Here is a 19,531-nt window from a genome sequence, read left to right on the forward strand (position 1 = left end):
GTCTCGAGCTCGCGAGGCCAGCTCACGAGGCCACTGTAACGCCCGTCACAAGAAGGTGCTGGCACGCTCTGCGACCATGACCGCGGTCGCGTGGGGTCCGCGGCTGGGGACGGTCGGAAGGATGGACGTGTCGGCGACGAACAACCCGTCGACGCCGTGGACGCGGCACCGCTCGTCGACCACCGAGTCGTCCTCGCTGCGGCCCATCCGGCAGCTCCCCGACAGGTGTAGCGATGTGCCGAGGTGATCAGCAAGCCAGGCGTCCGAGAGCTCGATCGGCTCGGGCTCGAGCAGTCGGCTCATCGGCCCGGCATGCATGAGATCCGCCGCGTGCGACACCGCGTCACGCAGGGCCCGCCGGTCGTCGGCCGACTCGAGATAGCGGTAGGACACCCGCGGGATGTCACCAGGGTCGGCCGAGACCAGACGGATCTCACCACGGCTGCGCGGACGCATCAGAACCACACCGAGGCACGGTTTGCCGACCCCCGCCCCGGGGATGAGGTCACCGAACGGCGCTGTATAAGGGCGCATCTCGATCACGCCGTCGTTGAGGGCCACCTGTAAGGCCGGTGTCTGCCGAGTTCGTGTCACTGGCCGCCGGTAGCGGTAGGGCACCACGACCTCGGGATGATCGGTGAACTCCGCACCGACCTCCGGCAGGTCCGCGACCACCGGAATACCCAGGGCGGCGAGGTGGTCGGCATCTCCGATGCCGGAGAGCATCAGCAGGTGCGGTGTCGCGACGGCACCGGCCGTGAGGATCACCGCCGAGGTACGGATCATCCGCACCTCGGAGTCGGTCGAGACCTCGAGCCCCGTGACCTGTGTGCCCGAGAACAGGACCCGAGTAACGGTCGTGGCGGACCGGACGGTCAGATTGGGCCGGTCGAGATTGGGGATCAGGTAGGCAGATGCCGGCCCCACGCGGACTCCGTCGCGGATGTTCAACGGCACCGGCCCGATACCGTTCGAACCGGGTGCGTTCTTGTCGGGGTCGTCGGGATGGCCCGCAGCGTGCGCGACATCGGCGAACGCACTGCTGATCGGATGCCATGCCTCCGGCTGTTCACGCCGAACCGGAATGGGGCCGTCCGTCCCGTGCCACTGTCCGGTGAAGTCCGCATCGGCTTCGATTGCCCGGTAGAACGGGAGCACCTGCTCGTACGACCACGACGCCGGCCAGTCACCGAAATCCTCGACTCGAGCCCGCACGAAGTAACCCCCGTTGACCGCGCCCGATCCGCCGAGTACCCGACCACGCGCGATCCACCCGGATCGACCGCTCGTCAATTCCACCGGGTAGGGCCAGGTCCAGCGACTGTCCGGGCCCACAGGAAGCACACCTGCGTCGATCAGGTCAGGTGGAAATTCCTCCGGAATACGATGGCCCGGGCCGGATTCGACGAGCGCGACGTGGCGGTCGGGATCCTCACTCAGCCGACCGGCGAGGACACTCCCGCACGAGCCTGCGCCCACGATGGCCACGTCTGCAGATTCCGGGAACCCGTCGGCCGACCCCACGGTCAGCTACCGAGGCGCGGCTTGAGCGCCCGCAGGTCCCGGGCCCGGATCACCCCTCGCCACAGGCCTGCACCGTAGGCGACATCGTCGAGGCGCTTGAACATCGTGTGCCGGATCGGCCCGAGCCCACCGGGTTCTCGATGTGTCGCCCAGTCCACCGCGCCTTCGGTGATCGCGACTGCCACGACCAGGCGCCTGATCCGACGTGAGAACAAAACAGCGAGCAGGGTGACAGGCCAGTACGACCGGCACGTTGCCGACGCGACCTGCCACGCGCCGCTGCTGAAACCACGTGCGGCGAGGATCGCGGCGATGCGAGTGGGCCGATCGAGGTCGGCGAACGTGCGGCGTAGCCGCAGCACGGTGATCAGGAAAGTCACCAGCCCTGACAGGATCCCGGTTCGGGTACAGCTCGCGACGGCCAGCACGGACGCCAGCGTCCACTTGGACATAGCGATCGGCGGGACCATACCTTCGTGCCGTGCCGCGAGTTCGGCTGCTCCGGTTCCGTAGAACACCTTGCGGGTGAACCACTTCCCGAACGAGACGCGATGATCGTGCGCGACGTGAGCGACAGGCTCGTAGCGCAGGCGCCAGCCGGACTCCTGCAACCGCCAGCACAGGTCGACGTCCTCGGCGACGCGCATAGCCTCGTCGAAGCCACCGGTATCCACCAGGATCTCGCGACGCACGAGCATTGCAGCGCTCGGTACGTACGAGACCGGGCTGCCCGAACGGACCGCGGCCTCCTTGCGGCCCAGGTCGAGCGACGAGCGCGCGTGCTCGTACCGAGCGAGCATCGCGCCGTCCGGCTCGAGGGCAACGATTCGCGGTGCCACGAGCGCGACCGAGGGGTCGCTGAAATGCCCGAGCATGCGTTCGAGCCACCCCGTTTGAGGAACCACGTCCGAGTCCAGGAAGGCAACGAAAGGCGTTTTCGCCGCCTCTAATCCGGTGTTCCGTGCCGCGGCCGGTCCGCGGGAGCGGTCGTGACGTAGAAGGGTCACGTGCGCGGTGCACCCGGGAAGGTCCGGCAGCTCGAGCGGATTCGCGGAACCGTCGTCGACGACGACGAGCTCGAGCCCCCGGAGCACGGGCATCAAACGCGCGATTCCGTCGACGTTGTCCCGAACCGGCACCACGACGGTGACATCGCTCGGCGACGGGGTGGCCATAGGCCGCGGGTTCGCCACCCCGGAATCGAGCAGTCGCCGCGCAACAACGGCTGTTCGTGAGTCGACAACCTCGAGGTAGCCGTCGCCGATCATGTCGACAGCGGCAGGCGCGAGCTTGAGCATGCGGGTAGGGGACCCACCGATCAGAACGCGGCCGCCGGAGTAGGAGCGCACCATGGGGTCGATCCGGATCCCGAACCCGTCGGGCAGTCGAGCATCGTGCATCACATGATGGTAAAGCTGACGGGGCAGGTAGGCAGACCTTGTTGGAAAAATTCCGGACACGGGCGGCCGATCACCAGACCCGTCACATCAGTCTCCCGTCCACCAGGGGGGCCCAGGCCGAGAGTGCCTCACGGGCGCGATCGACCAGATCATCGAACAACCGCCGGCCCTCTTCGGCCGAGGCACCCCTTGGATCGCCGAGGACACCGTTGGCCGTGGCCGCGAGGACACCTCCTGCCCGTAGCCGCGGCATCAATTCGGAGATCGGGGCCCTGTTCCCGACCTCCACGCGGTCCATCGCGACATCTTCCGGCGAAAGATGCAGCAACATGGATGTTTCCGTGCGTCCGGCGTGCGCATCGCCGCCGGGCACCGCACACGGAATCCAGGCAACGTCCCGCCCCTCGTACCGCAGCAGGTCGACGGCCTTCACCAGCGCGGGACCGTTGCCGCCGTGCCCGTTGACGAATACGACACGCCGAGCCCAACGACACGCCGACCGTCCGTACTCGACGAGCAGCAACTCGAGCGCCGCACTGCCCAGTGAAATCGTGCCTGGGAATCCCTCATGCTCGCCGCTGGCGCCGTACTCGATGGCGGATGCGCACGCTACGCCCGTGAGGGCACCCACCACCGCCGCCGCGATCCGAGTGTCGGTGTCCAGCGGCAGGTGCGGGCCGTGCTGTTCCAACGAGCCGACCGGGACCGCGACCGTGAGTTCGTCGCGCGGCACGTCCGGCCAAGGAGTGCGGGCGAGATCCATCGGTCGATGATAGGGCTAGCGACTCTCGGCGAGCAGAGCGAGGATCTCACTGGTCGTGCCGGTTTCACCCAGTCGCGGGAAGATCCGTTCCACACTGCCGCGATGTCCCTCGATCGTCCTGTCGGCCATCGCGTCGGTGGCGAGGGTGACGTGGTAGCCGTGCTCGTACCCGCAACGGGCGGTGGACTCGACGCCGAAGCTCGTCGCTATTCCACCCAGCACGATCTGGGTCACGCCGCGGCGACGCAGTTGCAGGTCGAGATCGGTTCCGTAGAACGCACCCCAGTTCCGCTTGGTGACTCGAATGTCACTGTCGTACCCGGAGAGTTCGTCGATGACAACGTCCCAGCCCTCGGGTCGGTCACCCGGAGTGATTCCGTCGTCCGTCCGCCCCGGGGCCCAATCCGAGCCGTCGGGCGCTGCGGTGACGCGGACCAGGATAACCGGCAGGCCGTGCGACCGGAATGCGTCAGCCAGTGCGACCGAATGGGAGATCACTTCGGCGGCCGTGTGCGGAACGGTTGGTGTGGCCACGATTCCGCGCTGCAGGTCGATCAGGACCAGGGCGGTCGTGGGGTCGAGGGTCGTGACAGCCATGGGGTTCTCCTTCGTGGTCCGAGGTTCAGGGCCGGGGCGAGTGGGCCTGTGGATCCTCCTCGGAGAGGCGTTCGTCGAGCGATCGGGTCAGCCATTCGTCGCCTGCATGCTGTTTGTAGGAGAAGAACTCTCGGCGTTCGTCGGTCAACGAGATCAACTGCCGACGTCCGTCGTTCGGATCGGGGCGGCGCTGGACGAGACCCCGCTCATCGAGCACCGCGAGCGTTGCTGCCATCGACTGCGGACGCACCCGCTCGGAGGGCATGCCATCAGGCTACTCATTCAGCCCAACCTGTTCAGGTTGAGCTGGGTACTCGGGCCCGCTCCGTCGACTAGAAGTGCGGAGTCGCAAACGGCCCGCCCCACCGTGCTGGTGGAGCGGGCCGTGGTGGAGCCGGTCAGTCGACGGTGGCTGCGCCGGCACCGTTGCCGCCAGCAGGCGCCGTCTCCGAGGACACGCCTTGCCGGGTGCGTTCACCGACGGAGTTGAGGATGCTGGTGATGTCGACGCCCGACGATTCGAGAGTCTCGATCACCCCGGCGATCGTCGACGGACTGATGCCTAGTATCGACCCGACCGAGCCGGAGACACCGTCGGCGCCGCCGATGATCGAAATACGGTCGATCTCGCCAACAGGCTTGGCTGCCGCCGCGGTGGCCTCGACGAGCGCGGTCAGGATGTCGGGGAGCATCAGCATCTGCGCTGCGGCCGGGGTGTAGGCGTTGAGCGCTTCGGCGACCTTGCGCTTACCGTCGGCCTCGGCCTCGAGGCGAGCACGCAGACCATCGGCTTCGGCCTCTTGCTCGGCCCGCAGCGCGTCGGCCGCCGCCTTGCGTCCCACAGCTTCGGCCGCCAGGCGAGCCTCGAGGCCATCTGCCTCGGCCTGCTGCTCGGCGCGGACCGCGTTCGCCGCAAGGGTGCGCGCCTCGGCTTGGGCGGCGCCGACACGCTTCTCGGCCTCGGAATCGGCTTCCGCCTTGAGAATTGCGGCCTGGCGCTGACCCTCGGCCCGGGCGATCGCTGCCTGACGTTCGGCCTCGGCAGGCGCGATCACGTCCGCCTCGAGTGCGGCCTGGGACTGCTCGGCGCGGCGGCGCTCAACCTCGATGCCGGCTTCGACGCGGGCTGCCTCGGCCTGCTGGCGGGCGATGACGACGTCCTTCTCGGCCCTCGCCTGGGCGAGGGGGCCGGCCTGGTCGGCGTCGGCGTTCTCGGCTTCGGTCTGAGCACGCAGACGGGCGAGTTCGACGTCGCGGGCCTGGTTCGCGGTGGCGATCGCGGTGTCGGCTTCGGCCTTGGCGATCGCCCCTTCCTGCCGGGCCCTGGCGGACTGGATCTGTGCGTCACGTTCGGCGTTGGCTGTGCCGACGGCAGCGTCACGCTTGACCTCGGCGATGCGGCGCTGACCGAGCGATTCCAGGTATCCGTTGTGGTCGCTGATCCCCGCAATCTTGAGGACGTCGACCTCCATACCGATGTTCGCGAGGTCGCTGCCCGCTTCCTCGACGACACTGCGGGCGAGCGTCTCACGGTTGGAGTTGAGGTCCTCGACGGTCATCGTCGCGGTGATGCCGCGCAGCGATCCGGCGAGGATGTCATTGATCTGCCATTGAAGCTCTTCGAGATCGGATGTCAGGAAGCGCTGGACTGCGGTCTGCACCGCTTCGTCGGCGGAACCGATGCGAACCAGACCGACAGCCTCGACGTTGACCGGGACACCGTCGTTGGACAGGGCGGCCTGAAGATCTATCTTGACATTGAAGGGTTCGAGCGACATCTTGTCGACGCGCTCGATGCCCGGGATCTTGAAGCGGGCGCCGCCGCGGACGACCTTCGGGGTGCCGCGACCGGTGAAGACGGCCACCTCGTTCGGCGGCACCTTGATGTAGTTGCGGATGTAAATCAACGGCAGTCCGACAAAGACCACCAGGGCGACGATGACAGCGCCCACAAGAATGATCATGTGCTTCCTTAGTTCGGTTGATGCAGTGTCAGTCCTATTGACGCAGTGCCGAATCCGAAGATTCTTCGGGTGGGATGGCGACGACGTGCAGGTGCTTGTCGTCGACTTCGCCGATGTAGACGGCGGCGCCGACCGGCAGGGTGTCCGGTTCCGGCGAGATGGCCTGGCCGCGGACACGGTTTCCCTCAGGGTCCGTGAACACGATCTCACCCCACTGGCCCGGCGCGATGGCCAGCGTGACGGTACCGAGCTGGCCGACGTAGTGCTGTCGGCTGATGTGCGAATTGGCCTGCTGGCGCAGCAGTAACGGCAGAAGAACGCCCCGGGTAAGCGCTACTAGAGCGATCGCACACGCAGCTGAGGCCAACGCCGCGACCACGGCGTGTGCACCGGCCAAAGCCGCTACGCTGCCACCGGCGCCGAGACCGAACAGCGCGGTGGCAGCTGTGGTCACGCTCAGGAGCGGAAGTCCTGTGCCAGTGCCGTCCCCTGCGCCCACATCGCCGTCGACCTCACCGACGACCAGAGTCCCGACGATCCCCACCAACCCCATAGCGAGGCACGCAAGATAGATGGTGATCACGAGGCCCTCCCTGACAGCGGATTCCGTGATGACCCTATCGCAATCGCGCCGTTCCGCAGCCCGTCGTCGGAGCGTCGTGGCGTCACCGCATCGCTCACCCGGTACAACGCGAATAGGAGAGGCGCTCTACTCAACAACGCCTTCCGCAAGGGTCCGCTGGTCGGCAGCCAGTGGCGCACAACACCAGTCGAACGTCTCGACGTACTCGGAACCCATCAGGCGGACGGCCGGCCCCGAACTCCGGTACCCCGGAACGCAATCATCGGGTCGCCCGACGATCACCCCCACCACTCAGCGAACAAGTGCGATACCTATGCCGGGACCGCCTCCTTGGAGCTCGACAAGCGGGCTGTTCACCCACGTCTGCGGCGTCACGTCGTAGGTGAAGCTGTCAAAGATTCCGTTCACCGGGCGCATGTTGACCGCGATCGCGGACCGGTTGTATCCGCTTCCACGAACAACGTGAAAGTTCTCCGGCGCCGCGGCGCCGACCGCGACGAACTTGGTTGTCGGCGAGGAAAGTGCGTCGACCTCGTCTACTCGGCGATATTCGGTGGCATAGACCGCGCCCATCTTCGATGCGTGGGTGACCACTGTTCGACCGACCTCGTAAATTGGGAGCCCCGCGTCGCGAGCGGCGATCAGAACGTCGACGGGCAGCGTAGTCGATGCGGTGGTCCCGCCGTCCGAGACACTCGCCGCGGCCGCGGTAATCGGCGTTAATGGATTCGCGCTGGCTGCGGCGGCTGCGGGGACTCCCATACCTGCGACTACTACCGCAGAAAGCGCTGTCGTAGACAGCACCTGCTTCAACCTACGTGCGTTCATGCTGATCCCCCTATCGTTGTTCGGCAGCTCTGGACCAGATTCAAGATCCAGAGTGGTGGGACGTCAACATTGAGCGATGCCAAGCGTGTTGGTATCGGATCTTCCGAACAGGTGGTGACTACCAGCCAGAGTCCAAGATCGAACCACGGTTCCGGAAGTACTCGTCGTCATCGCCGTGTATAGGGGATGCTCGGCGAGCGGCGGCCGAGCGGGCTGCCTCGTACTCCGCATCGATCCGACGGCGCCCCTCGGCAGCCAACGCTTCCTTCTCGTCCTCGGTCATCTGTGCCGCTTCGGCAACCGCAGCCTCGGTGTAGGGCCGGAACACCTCGGCGAAGTTCGTCGTCGTGACGACATCGCGCAGGCTCCTACTGCCGGCGAGAACCTCCAACAGCATTCCGCGCATCGCAGGGTCGGGCGACTTTTCGGCCAGCACCTGAACCGACTTCCTCAACTGAGCGGCCAGAGCGGGATCGTCACGCAACACGCCCATCAGCGGCTCCTGATTCGGTTGCACGTCACGCACCCCCGAACTGATAGGCCGAGGACGGAAGTTCCGGCAGCGGCTTGTCCTTGACCGTTGCGAGGTGACCTGCCACCAAACCGACGGTCGCTTGCGCACCTGCCCAGGCCACGCTGAGCACTTCGTAGATGTCGGTGACGACTCCCCACGCCTTACTCGCCATCAGCATGGCTGACGCGAGTAAGCCTGCAGATAAGCCAGCCCCGACCCCTGTCGCACCCGCAAGAGCCGACGCAGCAAGATCAACTACGATTGCGATCAGCCAGTCGACGAGCATACCTACAAGGTCCTTGATCGCCTCCGACGCTTCGTACAGACCCATCGAGGTCTGATCGAGTTGCGTCGCCATCCCACGAATCGCGTGGCTTTGGCGCTCGACTGCCTCGCTGAGCTCCGAGAAGTAGCGTTCGGCCTCGACGGCAGCATCACCGTTCCATGAGTTGAGAGCCGTATCCTTCGCGGACGAGAGCTGCTGTGCCATAAGGGTGCTGAACTCCGCCAAGCCCTCGAGGGATTTGCCCGCGACCTGGAGAGCCTGCCAGTCTCCGGCAAGCTGGTCCGACACGAATGCCCACGGGTCGTTCGATCCGACCATTCCGCAGAAGACCATCGCCTCACCGACCAGGTAGGTCGGGCTCGTCAGCGAACCGTCCAGGGCGTTCTCGAGGAGGTTTGGTACCGGATCCTCCGCAACGGGAACCGTCAGTGCCGAGATGGGCTCGGTCATCAACACCAACCCCCCACCGCGGCAATCCCATCTGTGTTGGCCGCTTCCTGCTCGCTGTAACTCGACGCGGCGACAGCGAGATTCTGCGCAGACCCGTCGGTCAGACGCCGCAGGGAATCAAGGTTCGCCACGAGCGCTTCGCGCATGTCGTTCACCTGTGACAGAACCGGCAGGAAGATGGCCCCCACATCGGATGCACCGATCGACAGCCATTGCTCCACATGATCGGCAGCATTCACGCATTGGGTGGACAGTTCACCCGTCCGACGTGAGAATCGCTCCAGTTCTACAGGATCTACCTCGAAAGTCATTCCGCCCCCTCCTCGACGATCCGCATGAAAGTACCAGCCCGGCAACCCTGGCTGCATGGCCTCTCTCCCCTGCAACCGGACTTGCAGAGGTGACCAACGATGTCACACCATCAAGAGCGTGCCCGAACCGTCCGTCTCATTCCCACTGCGTCACACCACTATCCCTGACCCCACCGAGCGCCAACGCAAGCAGCTGCGTGAACTCGATGCGAAGCTGCCGTCTGTCTGCGTGCTGCACGGCGCACCCGGAACATGGACGTTCAGGGCTCGCCTGTTTTCCGTGCCGCGCGTTGCCTACGACGATCTGTCATGGCCGCGCAAGGTCCTTCACGATCAACTACCAAGTAACCGGCGAAAGCGTCGCACAGAACGTCGCGCTCGCATGGTCTGGGTGGAAGACATGCGATGGGCGGCCTGCCCGTCGTGTCGGGGGTATCGCTTGGTTCGATGGACGTTGAGTCTCATGTTGGCTGCCCTCGCCGCCTACCTCGTCACCGGCCCCATCTCGCCGCTGACCGAGTGGATACCGGAAAGTCCTCGGCCGCTGCTCGTCATCCCCGGACTAGTGGTGACGATAGCTGCAATCAAGAGCGTGCCGACGATCCGGGAGCTCACCCGAGTGGAGATTCCCGAGGATGGCACAGAGATGGTGGTTCGAAACCCGCATCCCGCGTTCGCGCATGAGGCGATTGCCTTGGGAGCACGGCAGCTGTCGGACATGGTGACTCCGGTGGGGTGGTTGAAGAGGCGCGAACCGTTCTAGAACCGGAGGGAACACAAGCGTGGAGTGCCGTGGACGTGCGTCTTTCGCCCACTACAACGACAGCGCGACCCTCTCGCCCTCGATGACGGCGGAGTGCGCACGTCGGGGCGCCAGCACGTCTCCCACACGGTGTATCTCGATGCCGCTGTCGGCTAGTACTTTCCAGAGTTCGTCCTCTGGCCGCTGATGCGCGGAGGACACCACCCAGTCGGCGATGAACCGCGTGGACCGGCCGGTCGGGTGATGCCGGAGGGTTACCGCGAGCCCGCCTCCGGCGCTCGCCACGCAACCCGTCGGCGTCACGTCGGTCAGCTGGGTGATCCGCTTGCGGTGTGCCCGCCGGTTCCAGTCCTCGAGGTCCAAAGTGATGCCGAGATCCTGCCCGACGATCATCCCCGGCGTGCAGATGGTGACCTCGCACCCGGCGTCGGCGGCGTACTCCGCGATGGACGTTCCCTGATGGAAGCCCAGTTCGTCGACCACCAGCACCGTCCCGGACGGATGCGCACGACCTTCCAGAACGTCGCGGACGTCGACCACCCGATCCACCCCGCCCGCCCAGTTCGGACGCTGCGGAAGCGCCCCGGTCGCGAGCACGACCGCGTCGGGACGGCTCTCCGTGACGAGGTCCGCGGTCATCTCGGTACCGGTCCGCAGGTCAACCCCGAGCCGACGGCACTCGGCTTCCAGGTCCAGCACCAGGTCGAGTAGCTCGCGTCGGCCCGGTACGACCGCCGCCGTCCGGATCTGCCCGCCGACGGCGCTCGCGCGCTCGAACAGAGTCACGTGGTGACCACGGCGCGCTGCGGTCGCGGCAGCCTTCAGTCCGGCCGGTCCGCCGCCGATCACGTGCACGCGCCTGCCGGGCATCCTCGGTTCGGGCAGAGTCGTCGACTCCTTGCCCGCGCGGGGGTTCACGACGCAGCCGAGCCACCGTCCGAGTCCCATGCGGCCGACGCATTCCTGGTTGCACGCCAGACATCTGCGGATCTCGGTGCTCTCGCGGGCCAGTGCTTTCGCGGCGAAGTCCGGATCCGCGATCTGGCCCCGCACCACACCGATCAGATCGCAGTGTCCCTCGGCGAGCGCCCGCTCGGCCTGCCACGGTTCCTTGAATCTGCCGACGCCCACGACCGGGAGGGAAACCCGTTGCCGGATGGCGTTCGGAATGAACAGTGCATAGCCGGGGGGCACCGCCATGGACGCCTCGATCATGTGGAGCGTTTCGGTGGCCATCCCTATGGACGTGTTGAGGTAGTCGACCCGGCCATCGGCCTCGATCAATGCGGCGACCTTCACTGCCTCGTCGAGTCGCACCCCGCCGTCGAACATGTCCTCACCGGCGAGTCTGACTCCGAGCGCACGCTCCGGACCGATCGCTTCACGCACGGCCGCCGCAACCTCGAGAAGGAACCTGGCGCGGTTGGCGAGCGATCCACCGTATCCGTCGGTTCGCAGATTCGTGGCGGGGGCGAGGAAGCTCCGCACCAATGAGGAGTGGGAGCACTGCAGTTCGATTCCGTCGAACCCTCCTCGTACACAGTGCTCGGCGACTCGTGCATACCCCTCGACGAGGGTGCGGATCTCCCGCTGATCGAGCGCCTTGGGAACTTCACGGAACAGCGGGTCCGGGACGGCGCTCGGCGCCCACAGCGGCCGCCGGGAGTACATGCTCGAGCCCTGACCGCCGTTGTGGTTTATCTGCGCGAGTATCGGGACGCCGTGCTCGTGAACCGCGTCGGTGATCAGTCGGTATCCCGGGACCACCTCGGGCCTGTACCCGGCAATGACCTTCTCGTACGGCCAGTCACCGGGGTGGGTGGCATGCTCCTCCGAGATGATCAGTCCCGCCCCGCCCTTCGCGCGCGCGGCGTAGTAGGCCGCGTGCTGGGCCGTGGGCTTTCCACCGACGGCGTACCCGGTGAGGTGCGCGGAGAAAACGACCCGGTTGCGAAGGGTCAGGGGTCCCAGTCGGAGCGGGCTGAACAGCTGTGGGTACGCGGGACTCACACCTTCGTATTGCCCATGTCCAGGGCGACCTGGCTACCGGTCACAGTCCGGGAGCCGTCGCCTGCCAGCCACAACACTGCCTCGGTGATGTCGTCGGTGTCCGCGAGAGGGTGGTCGGTGAGGATCGTTCCGAAACTCGACAGGTAGTGCGGGTGCTTCTCGAGGAGCACGAGGCTTCCGGCGTCGGTTCCCATGGCTGTCTTCACCCCGTACGGATGGATGGAGTTGACCCGGATCTTGAACTCTCCCAGTTCCTTCGCCGCCGCCTGGGTGAGACCGACGAGCCCGAACTTGGAGGCGGCGTAGTTCGCCTGCCCCGGCAGGGGCTTGATGCCGGCCACCGAGCTGACCACGATGATCGAACCACCGCGGCCGCCCTCGATCATTGCCGGGACCGCGGCCTTGAGGGTCTTCCACGTACCCGTCAGGTTGACGTCGATCAGCGTCTCCCACTGCTCGTCGGGCATCTCCCAGAAGCGATTCCAATTGCAGATGCCGGCGTTCGCGACCACGATGTCGAGTCGACCGAACTGCTCGACACCGCGAGCGACCACCGCCGACAGCTGGGCACTGTCCCGGACGTCGGCCTGCTCGGCGAGGACCTTTCCGCCCTCTGCCTCCACCAGACGCGCCGTCTCGGCAAGGTCGTCCACCGTGGCCGGTTCATAGGTGTTGTACTCCGAAACCGGACCGCAGATGTCCACCGCGATGATCGACGCACCCTCGCGCGCAAGCCGCACCGCGTGAGTGCGTCCCTGGCCGCGAGCGGCCCCGGTGACGAACGCTACCTTGCCATCGAACTGACCCATGGATATTCCTAACTCTCGGTGATCATCGTGAATCGATTGTGGACTGCGGAATCCGAACCGAGGCCTGATTCGGCGAGTGCCGCAGCGCGCCCTTCTCGAATCGCCTCGAGGATCGTGCGGGGCGCCACGCAGTCGCCGACCCGCACCGCGGTGCGCCTGGATGTGTGCAGGCGATCGTCGGGCAGGCGGTGCGAGCAGTCGATGAGAACAGCGCACGGCACCGTTGACTCCTCACCGGTGTACCGGCTGCGGACCCGAAGGGTGCCGGACCCTCCCGAGACGATGCGACTGGTGAGGTAGCGCGTCACGCCCGCCTGATGCAGACGGGCGTTCGCGTCGGCAAGGTCCCCCGTCATGCCGAGTCGTGATCCGGTGACGGTGTCCGGTGTCAGGATCGCGACCTCGCTCCGGCTTGCCGCAAGCCACTCGGCGAGCGCGACGGCTACGGGACCTCCAACGGGGTCAAACAGGACGATCGGGCCTTCGCGGAGGGTCGTGCCGGCAAGCACGGCGGCCGCGTCCTGGCACTGGATATCGGCGTCGATCGGAAAGGGCAATGGCCTCGGCACGCTGCCGGTGGCGAGGACGACGGGAATCCCGTCACGTTCCCAGCCGTCCAGGTCGGACTCGGACGCTGGCGAGTGCATCCGGAATTCGACTCCCCTGGAGCGGCATTCGTCTTCCAGCCAGTCGGTCAGCGCGGTCAGGTGGGGGGCGTCCGCCGACGCAGTACGGACCATCCCGCCTGGATGCCGTTCGGCCTCGACAGCAGTGACCTGGGCACCGCGGCCTGCGAGCACCCGGGCGGCCTCCAACCCGGCCGGGCCGGTGCCGACGACCACGACCGGCCCACGTAGCCTCTCCGCATCCGCTTCCGTCGGATCCACCGACTCGTGCCCCGCCGCTGGATTCCCGATGCACGTGACGACGGGGTTGCGGGGGTCCCGCACGAGACAAGTCTGGTTGCACCGCACGCAGGGGCGTGGGCTGCGCCCTGCACGCCAGACGTCCACGAGATCCGCGTCCGCGATCTGTGCGCGGGTCATTTCCACTGCGTCGGCGACCCCCGTGTCGAGGGCGTGCTGGGCCTCGACAGGGTCGACGACGCTGCCCTGCAACACCACTGGGACGACACCGGCGACCGCCGCCCGGACGGCGCGGCAAAGTTCGGTATTGAAGGCGGGCGGTGCATGGAAGTCGGGGCGGTAGGAGCTCGTCGACATCGCCCCACCACGGACGACAACGAGGAGGTCGAGTTCGGGGGCCAGAGCCCGCGCATGGTCCGCACCCTGGTCTGGGGTCACCCCCGCCCAGGGTGCCTGTTCGTCACAGCTGAGCCGGAGCGCCAGGACACGGTCGGGACCGAGTTCCGCACGGACCGCCGCAAGGACTTCACGGGTCAGGCGGAGCGGGTCGGCCCCGTACTCGTCGTCCCGCAGGTTCGTCAACCCGGAGTGGAACTGCCGGAGGAGGCTCGACGGTCCGGCGTCGAGTTCGACGCCGTCGACACCCGCCTCCACCGCGGCGGCAGAGGCGGATCGGAATCCGTCTACGAGCGCGGCGATCTCGGCGCGCTCCATCTCCATCGGTATTTCCCGGGTAACCACGTCCGGAACCCGCGACGGGCCCCACAGCACCGATTGCGAGTAGGCGCTGGATCCCTGGAGCCCGGTGTGTCCCAGTCCGGCGAGTACCAAGGTTCCATGCGGCCGGCACGCCACGGCGACATCTCGCCACCCGCCGGCGCACTCGTCGGCGGACGGTGCGCGCTCGTACGGCCAGTCACTCGGGTGGACCGAAGCCGTCTCGGTGACGATCACGCCGGCGCCGCCGCGGGCCCGACGTGCGTAGTACGCAACGTGCCGCGGCGAGAGCGCTCGACCGTCACCGAGGTTGGTTTCGTGCGGACCGAACATCACCCGGGACGGGGCGGTGCGCCCGGCCAGGGTGAGCTGCTCGGTCAGCGTGTCGGGCACAGCGTCTCGTCCGGCGCGGGTTCTTATTCCACGCCCAGGTCCCGGCGGAACCCGTCGGGGATCACCAGGTCCTTGGGGCTCAGGTCGTGAACAGACTTGTGTCCCAGGCCCAGGACGGCCGAATCGATTCCGCCGCGGAGGATGTCGAGGACGTTCTCGACGCCTGCCTGGCCGTTCGCGGACAGTCCCCACAGGTAGGCGCGACCGATCATCACTGCCTTCGCCCCGAGCGCAAGTGCCTTGACGACGTCGCTGCCTCGGCGGATTCCACCGTCGAGCAGGATCTCCACCTGATCACCGACGGCTTCTGCGATCGCCGGCAACGCGCGGATCGGCGCCGGGGTGCCGTCGAGGTTGTTGCCGCCGTGGTTCGACACCGAGATCGCCGAGACCCCGGCGTCCACAGCACGCTTGGCGTCGTCGACGCGCATGACACCCTTGAGCATGAACGGCCCGTCCCACTGTTCACGCAGCCATGCGACGTCCTCCCACGTCGGCAGCGGGGTGCCCATCCACTGTCCGTACGCGCCGAAGAACGTCGGTGCTTCCTCGCCGGGCGCCGCCAGGTTGGGTGTCGTCAGATCCGGTAGCTTCCGGGTCTTGACGAACTCCCACAACCACTTCGGACGGGCGATGCCTTCGGGGGCGAGCTGCAACATCGCCTTGAGATCCAGTTTCTCGGGGATCGACGGGCTGCCCCAGTCCCGGCCGTTGGAGAACGACCAGTCGAGGGTGATGATCAGCCCTGTCGCCCCCGCCTTGCGGGCACGTTCCATGCGTTGGACCAACGTGTCCCGATCACCCACCCAGTACATCTGGAAGAAGGTCTGCGGATTGGCCGCGGCGACGTCCTCGATGGACTTGCTGGCAAACGAGCTCAGGCCGATCGCGGTTCCGCGCGCCGCAGCGGCACGCGCCACGGCGATTTCGCCGTCGGGGTGCACGGCTTGCACACCGGTCGGCGAGATCAACACCGGCATCGAGATGGGCTGGCCCATGACGGTGGTCGACAGGTCCCGTTCGCCGCACAGGCCTGCCACGTGCGGAGCGAATCCGAGTTCGGCGAACGCGCCGACGTTGTCATCGACGCTCAGCCCCTTCTCGGAACCTGCGACCAGCGCCGCGTACACCGACTTCGGTAGACGCTTCCTGGCCCGCCGCTGTGCCTCGGCGACCGTCTCGAACCACGCATTCTTGGCCATCTACTACCTCTCGTACAGCTCAGCTGATTGCTTTATTGCATTCCGGCAAGGGGGTTCTCGTCGCAGATCTTGGCCGGGGGACGAGTCAGCAGGGTCAGCGGGACGGGCGCACGCGGGGTGCGCCGCTGACCGGTGCGGGAGTGGTCCTGGCTCGACTTCGGGACCGTCCGCTCGGCCTCCAGGGCTGACGCCCCATAGCCTTGGACGCACTCGGGGTCCGGGCCGTCCATCGGCAGGCCCGTGAAGAACTTGGCCGCCATGCAGCCGCCGCGGCACGAGTCGTAGTGATCGCACTTGCTGCACGCACCCCCGGTCTGCGGTGACCGCAGATCACGGAACAGTTCCGAGTGCTGCCACACCCGCTGGAATCCGCCGTCCGCGACGACGTTCCCCGCGAGGAACTGCTCGTGGATTGCAAACGGGCACGCATAGACATCACCGATCGGGTCGATCAGGCAGACCACTCGACCGGCGCCGCACAGGTTCAGACCGGGCAGCGCGTCGCCGTAGGCCGACAGGTGGAAGAAGGAATCACCGGTCAGCACGCCCTCGCCGTTGGCGACCAACCAGTCATAGAGTTCGCGCTGCTGCTCCTGGGTGGGGTGCAGGTCGTCCCACACGTCGGCGCCTCGGCCCGACGGACGAAGCCGCGTGATACGCAGCGTCGCACCGTACTTGTCGGCCAGTGCCTTGAACTCGTCGAGCTGGCTGACGTTCTCGCGGGTGACGACGACCGAGATCTTGGCGTCCTGAAAGCCCGCCTCGGACAGATTCTCCAGTGCCCGGGTCGCCATCGCGAACGAACCCGGACCGCGCACGGCGTCGTTCACTTCGGCCGTCGCGCCGTCGAGCGAGATCTGGACGTCGACGTAGTCGCTGGCCGCAAGGCGCTCGGCGACCTTCTTGTCGATCCGGACGCCGTTGGTCGAGAACTTGACGCCCACCTGGTGGGAGGTGGCGTAGTCGACGAGTTCCCAGAAGTCCGCGCGCACAGTTGGCTCGCCCCCGCCGATGTTGACGTAGAAGACCTGCATGCGCTGCAGCTCATCGATGATCGCCTTGCACTGCTCGGTGGACAGTTCGCGCGGGTCACGCCGTCCCGAGGACGACAGGCAGTGCACACACGACAGGTTGCACGCGTAAGTGAGTTCCCACGTGAGGCAGATGGGCGCGTCGAGACCGAGTTCGAACTGGTCGACCAATCGGCCCACCTTCGGAGGTGTCCCAGGGGCGGGCGGCTCGAGAACAGAGGTCATGGCTGGATCCTCGAATGTGGCTGCATCCTCGAAACAGGCTGCGTCCTCGCACGGAATGTGCCTGGAATTTCAGGGATGTCTGGTTGGGTACAGGATGTGGAGCAGGCGGGTATCAGGACGGCACGATCATGTGCGAGTCGGCCAGGGTCTCGAGGGCGCGTAGATACGGTCGGGCCGCGTCCTCGCCTACGCCGTGGGCGTCGAGCGCTGCCCGCACGTCCGGGTGATCGGGCAGGCTTTCGACAATCTCAACGATGGTCCGGTTCTTCAGGAACGAGAGCTTGCGCGTTCCGAAGTGGTAGAGCAGCGCCCCGAACGGTTCGGGGCGCAGCGCCACTTGCGGGTGAAGCTTCCACGCCGTGTCGAGAGCGATCGTGCCGGCCGAAGCACTACCGTCGGCGGCTTGTTCGGACACGATCAGTACACGCCGCACATGCCGTCGATGGAAACCTCCTCGACGAGCGACTCCTCGACGAGCGAGTTCTCGTCGGCAGAGACAACACCATCGCGATCGGACATCGATTCCTCCTCCACATCGGACCCCGAAGACGGAGTCTTCACATCAGACCCCGAAGACGGGCCTTCCGACAGACTCCGATCGGAGTCTGCGGCCACAGTGACGTGTTCACTGTGACTCGACTCACCACTGTAATGGCATCGAGTGCACAATAACCAGTGAAGGAGGTCACAGAGGTTGCAAACCCGTAGGAACTCGTCGTCGAAGATCGGACGGAGGCCGACGACCACCCGCGAACGTATCGCCGCGGTGGGTCTCGACCTGTTCGCCGCCCGAGGATTCGACGACACCAGCGTCGACGACATCGCGGAGGCCGCAGGAATCGCACGTCGAACGTTCTTCCGGTACTTCCCGTCGAAGAACGCGGTTCCTTGGGGCGACTTCGACGCGCACCTGTCGGAGATGCGCCTCATGCTCTCCGACCTGCCGGACGACATACCCCTGCTCGACGGCCTGGTGTCGGCGCTGCTGGCGTTCAACACCTTCCCGCCCGAGGTAGCTACGGGGCACCGCGAACGCATGCGGCTGATCTTCGTGGTGCCGTCCTTGCAGGCCTACTCGGTGGTGATGTACGAAGGCTGGCGCAACGTGGTCGCCGAATACGTCGCACGCCGACTCGGAGTCGAGCCCACCGACCAACTGCCACGCACCGTCGGCTATCTGCTGCTGGGCGTCGCGCTGGCTGCCTACGAAACGTGGCTGACCGACAATTCCACCGACCTGATCGACCTGCTCACGAAGGGCAGTCGTCTCCTCTACACAAGTCTGTCCGACCTGAACGAACCACTGCTGAACGGGGACGCCCACCATGACTCTTGATTCCCTCGCGCCCTGTGCGCCCGGCCGATGGTCGCACGAGCACGTAACCGTAGAGCGCGTCCCGAGCGGGCCCATCACCCTCACCGACACGGGCGGCCTCCTGCACGTACGTCACTCGCTCGGGCCGGAATCACTGAGCGAACGGCTGGTGGCGGAGGTGACCGCGTCGATCGGTGGCGCCGGGTTCGGTCAGACCGAGTTCGAGCTCACGATGGTCGGGCTCGTCCGCTCGACGGTGCCGGACGCGCTGGAGTCGTGGACGGTCTACTACCGCAACTCGCTCGCCGAACTCCTGGACGGCACCGCGGACTTCGCCCCGATTCACGACAAGGCAGCCGAACTCGTGCGCGGCAGCGTCCTCGACCTGGGCTCATGCTTCGGTTTCCTGCCGCTGCGACTCGCCGGCGCGGGCGTCGCGGTCACTGCAACCGACATCCTGCCCGGCACCATGACGTTGCTCGACGCGGTGGCTCCCACCCTGGGCTTCGAGATCGAGACACTCGTGTGCGATGCCGCGGACGTACCGGTGCCCGACGACTTCGCCGACACCGTGACCGCAGTGCACCTCCTCGAGCACGTCGACCAGGCGGCGGGGGCGGCGGTGCTCGCCGAGGCGCTGCGGATCGCCCGCGAGCGGGTCGTCGTCGCGGTGCCGTATGAGGACGTTGCCTCGGCCTGCCACGGACATGTGCGCACTTTCGATGCACGTGCGCTGCACGCGCTCGGCGCATCGACCGGGCAACCGTTCGAGGTTTTCGACCATCACGGCGGTTGGCTCGTCCTCGAGGCCTGACCTCTCGACTGTCCCGACCTCTGGACTACCCCGCCCTCTCCACTGCTCTGTACGCTCCCGGGAACGTTCCAGTCAGCAGGAGCTGGATCGGAGAACTACGATCCTCGGTTGCGCCGCTCCGCTGCTACCCTGAAACTAGAACATGTTCTAGAATCATGATTGATCC

The 19,531-nt window shown here is 66.5% G+C and carries 21 protein-coding genes; 3 read left to right on the forward strand and 18 right to left on the reverse strand.

The window, feature by feature from the left end:
* Positions 1-45 precede the first annotated feature (45 nt).
* From mftG to EGT50_RS12310, 11 genes are all read right to left on the reverse strand, one after another.
* Positions 46-1,488, reverse strand: coding sequence for a mycofactocin dehydrogenase MftG (gene mftG / locus EGT50_RS12260; RefSeq protein ID WP_235870732.1), 1,443 nt, complete (start codon positions 1,486-1,488; stop codon positions 46-48).
* A 38-nt stretch (positions 1,489-1,526) separates the two neighbouring features.
* Positions 1,527-2,924: a mycofactocin biosynthesis glycosyltransferase MftF gene (gene mftF, locus EGT50_RS12265; protein ID WP_127954958.1), complete on the reverse strand. Its 1,398-nt coding sequence runs from the start codon at positions 2,922-2,924 to the stop codon at positions 1,527-1,529.
* An 82-nt stretch (positions 2,925-3,006) separates the two neighbouring features.
* Complete coding sequence (gene mftE / locus EGT50_RS12270) at positions 3,007-3,687, reverse strand: mycofactocin biosynthesis peptidyl-dipeptidase MftE (RefSeq protein ID WP_127954959.1); 681 nt, start codon at positions 3,685-3,687, stop codon at positions 3,007-3,009.
* Between the two features lie 15 nt (positions 3,688-3,702).
* Complete coding sequence (locus EGT50_RS12275) at positions 3,703-4,284, reverse strand: hydrolase (RefSeq protein ID WP_127954960.1); 582 nt, start codon at positions 4,282-4,284, stop codon at positions 3,703-3,705.
* A 25-nt stretch (positions 4,285-4,309) separates the two neighbouring features.
* Entirely contained in the window at positions 4,310-4,549 is a 240-nt protein-coding gene (locus tag EGT50_RS12280) for a MarR family winged helix-turn-helix transcriptional regulator (RefSeq protein WP_127954961.1), read from the reverse strand.
* A 133-nt stretch (positions 4,550-4,682) separates the two neighbouring features.
* The gene (locus EGT50_RS12285) at positions 4,683-6,248 is read right to left on the reverse strand and encodes a flotillin family protein (protein ID WP_127954962.1); all 1,566 of its coding nucleotides are present in this window, start codon (positions 6,246-6,248) and stop codon (positions 4,683-4,685) included.
* 34 nt (positions 6,249-6,282) lie between these two features.
* Positions 6,283-6,831: a hypothetical protein gene (locus EGT50_RS12290; RefSeq protein ID WP_127954963.1), complete on the reverse strand. Its 549-nt coding sequence runs from the start codon at positions 6,829-6,831 to the stop codon at positions 6,283-6,285.
* Between the two features lie 291 nt (positions 6,832-7,122).
* Entirely contained in the window at positions 7,123-7,659 is a 537-nt protein-coding gene (locus EGT50_RS12295; protein ID WP_127954964.1) for a hypothetical protein, read from the reverse strand.
* Between the two features lie 118 nt (positions 7,660-7,777).
* Positions 7,778-8,176 (reverse strand): hypothetical protein, encoded by a 399-nt coding sequence (locus EGT50_RS12300; RefSeq protein ID WP_127954965.1) that lies wholly within the window; start codon positions 8,174-8,176, stop codon positions 7,778-7,780.
* Position 8,177: 1 nt separating this feature from the next.
* Positions 8,178-8,909, reverse strand: a complete 732-nt coding sequence (locus EGT50_RS12305) for a hypothetical protein (protein ID WP_127954966.1) — start codon at positions 8,907-8,909, stop codon at positions 8,178-8,180.
* Positions 8,909-9,277, reverse strand: coding sequence for a type VII secretion target (locus EGT50_RS12310; RefSeq protein ID WP_127954967.1), 369 nt, complete (start codon positions 9,275-9,277; stop codon positions 8,909-8,911). Before EGT50_RS12310 ends, EGT50_RS12305 begins: the two co-directional genes overlap by 1 nt.
* 61 nt (positions 9,278-9,338) lie before the next feature.
* Between EGT50_RS12310 and EGT50_RS12315 the strand changes: the two genes are divergently transcribed.
* Positions 9,339-9,983 carry a hypothetical protein gene (locus EGT50_RS12315; RefSeq protein ID WP_127954968.1) on the forward strand — a complete coding sequence of 215 codons (645 nt, stop codon included), beginning with the start codon at positions 9,339-9,341 and terminating at the stop codon, positions 9,981-9,983.
* Between the two features lie 51 nt (positions 9,984-10,034).
* Here the strand turns inward: EGT50_RS12315 and EGT50_RS12320 are convergent, their stop codons facing one another.
* From EGT50_RS12320 to mftA, 7 genes are all read right to left on the reverse strand, one after another.
* Entirely contained in the window at positions 10,035-11,993 is a 1,959-nt protein-coding gene (locus EGT50_RS12320) for a mycofactocin system FadH/OYE family oxidoreductase 2 (RefSeq protein WP_127954969.1), read from the reverse strand.
* The gene (locus tag EGT50_RS12325) at positions 11,990-12,802 is read right to left on the reverse strand and encodes a mycofactocin-coupled SDR family oxidoreductase (protein ID WP_127954970.1); all 813 of its coding nucleotides are present in this window, start codon (positions 12,800-12,802) and stop codon (positions 11,990-11,992) included. The genes EGT50_RS12320 and EGT50_RS12325 overlap by 4 nt, the downstream gene beginning before the upstream one ends.
* 8 nt (positions 12,803-12,810) lie before the next feature.
* Entirely contained in the window at positions 12,811-14,778 is a 1,968-nt protein-coding gene (locus EGT50_RS12330) for a mycofactocin system FadH/OYE family oxidoreductase 1 (protein WP_127954971.1), read from the reverse strand.
* Positions 14,779-14,801: 23 nt separating this feature from the next.
* Complete coding sequence (gene mftD / locus EGT50_RS12335; protein ID WP_127954972.1) at positions 14,802-15,980, reverse strand: pre-mycofactocin synthase MftD; 1,179 nt, start codon at positions 15,978-15,980, stop codon at positions 14,802-14,804.
* Positions 15,981-16,012: 32 nt separating this feature from the next.
* A complete protein-coding gene (mftC, locus tag EGT50_RS12340) occupies positions 16,013-17,236 on the reverse strand; it encodes a mycofactocin radical SAM maturase (protein ID WP_127954973.1) in 1,224 nt (407 codons plus the stop codon).
* A 112-nt stretch (positions 17,237-17,348) separates the two neighbouring features.
* Entirely contained in the window at positions 17,349-17,669 is a 321-nt protein-coding gene (mftB, locus tag EGT50_RS12345) for a mycofactocin biosynthesis chaperone MftB (protein WP_408014640.1), read from the reverse strand.
* Positions 17,654-17,755 (reverse strand): mycofactocin precursor MftA, encoded by a 102-nt coding sequence (gene mftA / locus EGT50_RS12350; protein WP_127947784.1) that lies wholly within the window; start codon positions 17,753-17,755, stop codon positions 17,654-17,656. The genes mftB and mftA overlap by 16 nt, the downstream gene beginning before the upstream one ends.
* A 175-nt stretch (positions 17,756-17,930) precedes the next feature.
* Here mftA and mftR point away from each other — a divergent pair, with 175 nt between their 5' ends.
* Complete coding sequence (mftR, locus tag EGT50_RS12355; protein ID WP_127954975.1) at positions 17,931-18,572, forward strand: mycofactocin system transcriptional regulator; 642 nt, start codon at positions 17,931-17,933, stop codon at positions 18,570-18,572.
* Positions 18,562-19,365, forward strand: coding sequence for a mycofactocin oligosaccharide methyltransferase MftM (mftM, locus tag EGT50_RS12360; protein ID WP_127954976.1), 804 nt, complete (start codon positions 18,562-18,564; stop codon positions 19,363-19,365). Before mftR ends, mftM begins: the two co-directional genes overlap by 11 nt.
* Positions 19,366-19,531: the final 166 nt, after the last annotated feature.

This window comes from Rhodococcus xishaensis (assembly GCF_004011825.1).
In the GTDB taxonomy this organism is placed as follows: Bacteria; Actinomycetota; Actinomycetes; order Mycobacteriales; family Mycobacteriaceae; genus Prescottella; species Prescottella xishaensis.